The sequence below is a fragment of the Streptococcus sp. HSISS3 genome (genome assembly GCF_000448605.1).
GTDB lineage: Bacteria > Bacillota > Bacilli > Lactobacillales > Streptococcaceae > Streptococcus > Streptococcus raffinosi.
On sequence record NZ_CM002130.1, the window covers coordinates 1725736 to 1733363 of the forward strand.

Genomic DNA, 7628 nt, shown 5'->3' on the forward strand with positions numbered 1-7628 from the left:
CGGTGTGTTCTTATCCGCATCCGTACGTGGATCTTTAACAGTTACCTTAACTGGTACTTCGTCTTTAGAGCCATCTGGGTAAGTCACAACGACTGTTGCGTCCTTCTCACCAGCTGTTGTTGTATCTACTGCTGTCTTGTACTCAAATGTTGTGCCGCTTGGGAGATCATCTACGTTACCAATTGATTTCTTAGGATCTGGAGTTTCGCCAACATTGACTGTTTGGTCCTTAGGTGTTGGCGTATTCTTATCCGCATCGGTACGTGGATCTACTACCTTAACTGTTACTGGAACTTCATCCTTAGAACCATCTGGGTAAGTCACAACGACGGTTGTACTCTTATCACCTGGGGTTGTTGTATCAACTGGAGTCTTGTATTCAAATGTAGTGCTACTTGGGAGATCATCTACGTTACCAATTGATTTCTTAGGATCTGGAGTTTCGCCAACATTGACTGTTTGGTCCTTAGGTGTCGGAGTATACTTATCTGCATCTTCATTAGGAACGGCTGTAAATGAATCAAGTGCCAAAGCTGAATGGAGATCATCTGTGTTTTCACCTTGAAGGAATACAGCAGACGTATAGATAGCTGCTTCTGTAAGATCAGATGGCACAGTAAACGGTACTGAGCTAGCAGTTCCATCTGCTGTCGACGTTACAGTTGTTGCTGTTCCAATCGCTTGACCATTTTTGAACCAACGGATTTGGTATTCACGTGACGGCATCAGTCCACCAGTGGTACTTTCAGCAGTATTTCCTGGTTTAGCAAAGTGATCAGAGTTGTCATACACCAAGATGTCGTGCATTGGTTGTGGTGCGATTAGAGCAAAGTTTGTATTCGAAATATTTGCTGCCGCAAGTGATGAAGGTCCCACTGGAAGTACAGCATCAGACGTACCTTCAAACATATTTGATTGGTAGTTATTGCTCCAAATAGCATAGTCATTGACAAGAACAGTGGCATAAACATAATCCGTATTAATGTGACGGTGTTTTTGTCCAATAGTTCCATTCCACTTCATAAGATGTTCATTGTCTAAATCTTCATCTTTAACAAGTGTTCCAAACTCTTGGTCAGAAATCTTATGTGAAATTTTAAGACCGCTATTAGCCTGAGTAGCGCTCACACCATAAAGACCACGGAATGGAATACGATAGTTCCCGTCTTTATCAACTGGTACTACGACAGTTTCAGCAATGTGTGATCCTTTACCATTCTTGGCTTCATATTCTTTGATAATTTCAGCTTGAGCAGCCTTGAAATCGTCAAGCTTGTAATTAGAGTGTTCACTTTTCCATTTGTCAAAAAGACGAGTTACTTCATCATTTACGTATGAAGCTGCTACTTTAACGTTTGTGGCGTTAATATCGTAGCTGTCTTTTTTATACATACGTGCGTCAGAACCACTTGGGTCACGAAGTTCGTACCACACTCTACCACGGATTGTACCATAATCGCCTTTACGTGAAAATTGGCCGTCTGCTTGGTCACCTGTCTGACGGTCTGCTTCTGGTTTCAATAGATAGTCTTCAGAATTTGGTTTTTCTTGGAGAACTACTTGACCACCAACAATACGGTTGATACCAGCCGTGAAATCCCAAGTTTCATTCAAACGGCTAAGACGTCCGTGGAAACCTGTACGTTGGTCACCAGACTTGATGACATTGTATTTTGTTGGATCTGGATTTTCTACCCAAGTACGGATAGCAAACTTAGGGTCCCCTGCAAGTTTGAACTCACCTGTTGCTCCTAGGCGGTTTGCTAATGGTTTAGACAAGTCAAATACAAAAGTTCCATCTTGTCCACTTGTTGTCTTATAAACTGGAGAAACAAAACCTTTCCCAGTTACATACTGAAGGTAAACATTAACATTAGCAAGACGTTTTGCATCTTCTTGGTTATCGTTATTGATTGTACCATTACGATAGAGCCAAACTGTACCTGCGTAACTTTGTTTTTGCCCCTTTTCCCCTGGACTATAGATGGCTGTCTTTTGAGCAGCATCTTGGAGTTCAGAATCAAAAGAACGTGTGCTGATGCCATTTGCTGGAGAAAGGGCACGACGTGAACGAACGCGTGGTTTCTCAGCTTCAGAAGAATTACCTGCTTGAGGAGCCTCTGAAGTCGATGCTTGTGCAGTTTCAGAAGTTGGAGCTGCTGATGTGCTTGCTGCTTCTGATGTTGCTGCAGCTTGTGATGTAGCGCTCTCCGCAGTTGTTGCAGGTGCTGTTGACGTCGCAGGCGTTTCAACAGTGGCAGATGCTTCAGCGCTTGTTGAAGCTGCTGTACTTGCAACAGGAGTTGTCGCTGCAGGAGTTGTCGCTGCAGGAGTTGTCGCTGCAGGCGTTGTCTCTGCGACTGTTCTAGTCTCAACCAAAGACGCCGTCGTTTCACCCGCTTCTGCTACTGGTGTAATCGTTGCAGCTGTTGTTTCAGTATTTTCATCTGCTTGTGCAGTCCCACCAATCATAATAAGTGTTCCTAGCAATACCGAACAAACCCCGATATTTAATTTGCGGAGAGAAAAGCGACTTTTCTTCTCGTTGAATAAATCTTTACCTATAGTTCTCCAAAACAATTGGAATTCTAACTATCCAATTGCCCTTTCTAAAAATTTATTCTAATCCCCTTTCCATTATGTTATCAAAAAAATGGAAATTTTCAATACAAAATGTCATAATTTTATTATTTTCTTTTTTTATAATCTTCTATAATATAAATATCTACTCACTTAAATTTAGGTATTACAATAGTTTTATAACCCGTTATAAATACTTTTTATAACTTATTTCGTGATTTAAAAAAATTCTATGAGTTTATTCATACTTATTTTTATAAATATTATAATAATCAGAAGAAATATTTGTCAGATTATTTTTAGACACAAAAGAGACCCACCCCTTTCGGGATGAGTCTCTTTTTCGAAAACTGAAATAGTCTAACTAACTATATTGAGGGTTTTGACCTTTTTTACTATTTTAGTCTTCTTTTTTGCGTTTTCCTGCCAAACCAAGTCCAGCTGCCGCAAGGATTCCTCCGAGAGCCATAGCTGCCATAGACGCATCATCACCTGTTTCAGGGAGTGCTGGTCCTTTAGGAGCTTCTGGTGTAGTTGGTGGTGTCACTGGTGGAACCACTGGTGTTGGAGGAGTTGGTGGTGTTGGTGGCGTTGGAGGAGTCGGTGGTGTTGGTGGTGTTGGTGGTGTTGGTGGTGTTGGAGGAGTCGGTGGTGTCACAATGTTGTTGAACTCAGTATCTTCTGGCAATTGAGAAGTTGCTGTCAAGACTTTACCGTCTTTAGATACAGAAACAACGACTGTAGCTACCATCTTATCGTAAGTAACGCTTGTATCGTTACCTTGTACTTCTTCTACTGTGTAGACGTGAGTACCTTCTTCACCACGTTTGTACTCAAGAGCTGAGAACTTGATCTTACCGTTAGCATCATTGCTTACAGTTTCGATCACATTACCCTTGCTGTCTTTAAGTACGAAGCTAAACTCACCAGCTTTAAGTTCACGACCTTCAAGTTTCTTAGTGAATTCAAACTCAACCTTAGTTGGGATATTGACTACACGTTTTTCTGTTGGTTTTTCTGGTTTTTCAACAGATTTCTTAGTTGGGTCGTATTGGTGAACGATTTGTGACGCAGTATTTTCGATGTCTACACCATCTTTAGCAGTGCCTTTGATAGTTGCAGGAATATCGAACTTGTAGTAGCGTCCGAATGCCAATTTAGCAGTATCGATCACTTGAGTATTTTCTGCATCACCGAGTGACTTAGTAAGGTCAGACTTAGATGTTGCAGTGATTACACCGTTTTCAACCTTGATGTCAAACTTAGCTGTCACATCTTCTCCTGTTACAGAGTCGTATGCTTTAATATCTTTGACATTGATGTTCAAGTTTTCGCTGTCATATTTATCTGTAACACCAACAGATTGGATATTTTGAGCGTCAGTGAAGTTGTTTGTATCAAGCCATACTTGGTAAACAAACTTATCACCTTTCTTGAGTGTCTTAGTATTAAGGTTTTCAGCTTCGTTATTAGCTGTGCTGTCAGCGTAAGGATCTTTATTAGTATCGCCTACTTTATCTTTCAACTCAGCATCATCATCAACAAGTTTCATACCAGTGATATCGAATTTTTCTTTAGAAACAACGTATTTCTCTGGTTGGAACTTAGGTTTTTCTGGTGGACGAACAGTATTGTTGAATTCTTTATCTGCTGGGTCAGTAACCTTAGTGATAAGAGCTTTCGCTTTACCATCATGTGATACTTCAACAGTGACAAGAGCTTTCATACCGTCGTATTGAACAGTACCATCAGTACCTTTAACTTCTTCTACTGTGTACTTGTAAGTGCCTTCTTGGCCTTTCTTATACTCAATAGCTTTGAACTTAACGTTACCTTTAGCGTCATTGCTTACAGTTTCAAGAGTCTTACCTTCTGAATCTTTAAGCACGAAGCTGAATTCGTTAGCTTTAAGCTCACGGCCTTCCAAACGTTTAGTGAAGTTGAATTCTACTGAAATTGGAACACTGTTAACACGTTTTTCAGTTGGTACGTTTGGTTTTTCAACTTTCTTAGTTGTTGGGTTGTAGTAGTTAACAACTTGGGCTGCTGTATTTTCGATATCCACACCAGCTTTAATGTCTTTCTTAACTGTTGCAGGAATATCAAATTTATAGTAGCGTCCAAAGGCGAACTTAGTAGTATCGATAACTTGAGTGTTTTCAGCATCGCCAAGTGACTTAGTGAAGCCATCTTTAAGGTTAGCAACAATCTTACCACCTTCGATTGAAATGTCGAACTTAGATGTTACATCGTCACCTGTTACTGAGTCGTATGCCTTAATGTCTGAAGCATTCACAGTCAACTTAGTTTCATCGTAGTCATCTGATACACCAACTGTTTGGATGTTATCCTTGTTGTTGGCGTCAAATTGAGTAGTGTCAAGCCATACTTGGTAGTAAATCTTTTCACCACGTTTAACTGACTTAGTATTCAAGTTTTCCAATTCGTTGTTAGATGCGTCATCAGCGTAAGGGTTAGCATTTGTATCTGCAACCTTGTTAGCCAATTCTTTATCATCATCAACGAGCTTAGTACCTGTGATATCGAATTTTGCTTCAGAAACAACATATTTTTCTGGTTGGAACTTAGGTGTTTCTGGTGGGCGAACTTTGTTGTTGAACTCTTTGTCGTTAGCGCCAGAAGCGTTACCGCCAGTTGCAGAGTAGTTAGCAACAGTCTTAAGAACTTTACCTTCTTTAGTAACTTCAACAGTTACTTTAGCTACCATTCCATCGTAAGATACAGTAGTATCTTTACCTGGTACTTCTTCCACAGTGTAAGTGAATGTCTTACCAAGATCTGCTTTGCTGAACAAGAGTTTTTCAAACTTGATGTGACCATCTTTATCGTTGGTTACTGTTTGAAGAACCTTGTTGTTTTGATCTTTCAATACGAAGCTGAACTCACCTGCAGTCAACTCACGTCCTTCAAGTCGTTTAGTATAGTCGAACTCGAGTGGAACTGGAACGTTGTTTTCACGTGTTTGAGTTGGTTTGTTAGGAGTTGTAACTTTCTTATTGTAAGGGTTGTATTGGTGGATAGTTTGGTTGGCTGTATTTTCAATATCAACACCGTCGTTTTCTTTAATATCCTTAACAGTTGCTGGGATATCAAATTTATAGTAACGACCAAACTCGAATTTAGTTGTATCAATAACTGGAGTTGCATCTTTATCACTGATAGGCTTAGTCAAGCTTGCTTTAGATGAACCATAGAGAACACCGTTTTCAACCTTGATATCGAACTTATCAGTAACATCTGCACCAGTCTTACCATCGTAAACTTTGATTTCAGCAGGATTGATATCAAGCTTATCTTCTTCGTAGTTATCAGTGATACCTACAGTTTGAAGATTGCTTTCTGCTGTGAAGTCACGAGTGTCAAGCCATACTTGATAGTAAATCTTTTGACCACGTTTGAGGGTCTTACCATTCAAGTTTTGGATTTCAACTTTATCAGCTGAATCATCGTCATCGGCAAGTTTGTTACCAATGATGTCGAAGCTTGGTTCTGAAACAACATATTTTTCAGGTTTGAAGTTAGGGTTAACCTCGTTATCAAAGACACGATCGTCTGCACCGTAAGCATCTCCACCTACTGTAGCGTAAGAAACGACAGTTGTTAATTGAGCACCTGGTGAAGGTTGAACAACTGTAACAGTAACATTGACTTTCATTGGGTCGTAAGTAACTGTCTTATCAGTTCCTTGAACTTCTTCTACTGTGTAGTTGAATGTCTTACCAATATCTGCCTTAGCATAATTGATAGTATGGAACTTAACCTTACCTTCTGCATCGTTCTTAACAGTTTCAATTTCTTTACCTTCTGAATCTTTAAGTACGAAGCTGAATTCTTGATCTTTCAACTGACGTCCGTTAAGTGTCTTACCAAATACCAACTCAATAGCTGTTGGAACATTGTTGACACGTTTTTCAGTTGGTACCTTAGGTGTTTCAACTTTCTTAGTTGTTGGGTTGTAGTAGTGAACGAGCTGAGCTGCTGTATTTACAATTTCAGCACCATCAAATGCACCACTGCTTACTTTAGCTGGGATGACAAACTTGTAGTAACGTCCAAATTCGAACTTAGTAGTGTCAATGATTTGAGTGTTTTCAGCGTCGCCAAGTGACTTAGTGAAGCCAGCCTTAAGGTTAGCAGTAATCACACCGTTAGCGATTGAGATGTCAAACTTGTCAGTAACATCTGCACCAGTCTTACCATCATAAGCCTTGATTTCTGATGCAACTACATCCAATTTAGCTTCATCGTAATCATCAGTGATACCAACAGTTTGGATGTTATCCTTGTTGTTTGCATCAAATTGATTTGTATCAAGCCATACTTGGTAGTTAATAATATCTCCACGTTTAACAGCTTTAGTATTGATGTTTTCTACTTCGTTGTTTGATGGATCATCAGCATAAGGGTTTGCATTTGTTTCTGCATACTTATCTTTCAACTCTTTATCATCATCAACAAGCTTAGTACCAGTGATATCAAACTTACCATTATCTTTGCTAAGAACGTATTTCTCTGGTTTAAACTTAGGTTCTTCTGGAGGACGAACAGTGTTGTTGAATTCTTTATCAGCGATTTCGCCAACTTTCGCTACGAGAAGTTTAGCAGTTCCGTCATGTGAAACGGTTACTGTTACATTCGCTTTCATTGTATCGTATGTAACAGTTGAATCTGTGCCCTTAAATTCTTCTACAGTGTAGTTGTGAACGCCTTCTTCACCCTTCTTGAAGCTGAGTGGTGAGAATGCAACGTTACCAGCCGCATCATTCTTAACAGTCTCAACAACTTTACCTGCTGCATCCTTCAACTCGAATGTGAATTCGTTGGCTTTAAGCTCACGGCCTTCCAAACGTTTAGTGAAGTTGAATGACACTTCAACTGGAACGTTGTTCACACGTTTTTCAGTTGGTTTGCTTGGTTTTTCAACTTTCTTAGTAGTTGGGTTGTAGTAGTTAACTACTTGAGCCGCAGTATTTTCAATATCTACACCACCAGGTACATCAGCTTTCACTGTTGTTGGGATGTCGAAC

At 39.9% G+C, this 7628-nt stretch carries 2 protein-coding genes and 1 pseudogene; all 3 read right to left on the reverse strand.

Annotation, left to right across the window (positions count from 1 at the left end; genetic code table 11):
- On the reverse strand, positions 1-2472 hold a 2472-nt coding region (locus HSISS3_RS07970), incomplete at its 3' end, for a Rib/alpha-like domain-containing protein (protein WP_276199567.1).
- A pseudogene (locus HSISS3_RS12530) lies at positions 2452-2580 on the reverse strand (YSIRK-type signal peptide-containing protein); the annotation flags it as partial. The pseudogene HSISS3_RS12530 and the gene HSISS3_RS07970, both read right to left, overlap by 21 nt.
- 400 nt (positions 2581-2980) lie before the next feature.
- Positions 2981-7628 (reverse strand): SspB-related isopeptide-forming adhesin (locus HSISS3_RS07975; RefSeq protein WP_042771940.1); only part of this gene is annotated, 4648 nt, incomplete at its 5' end.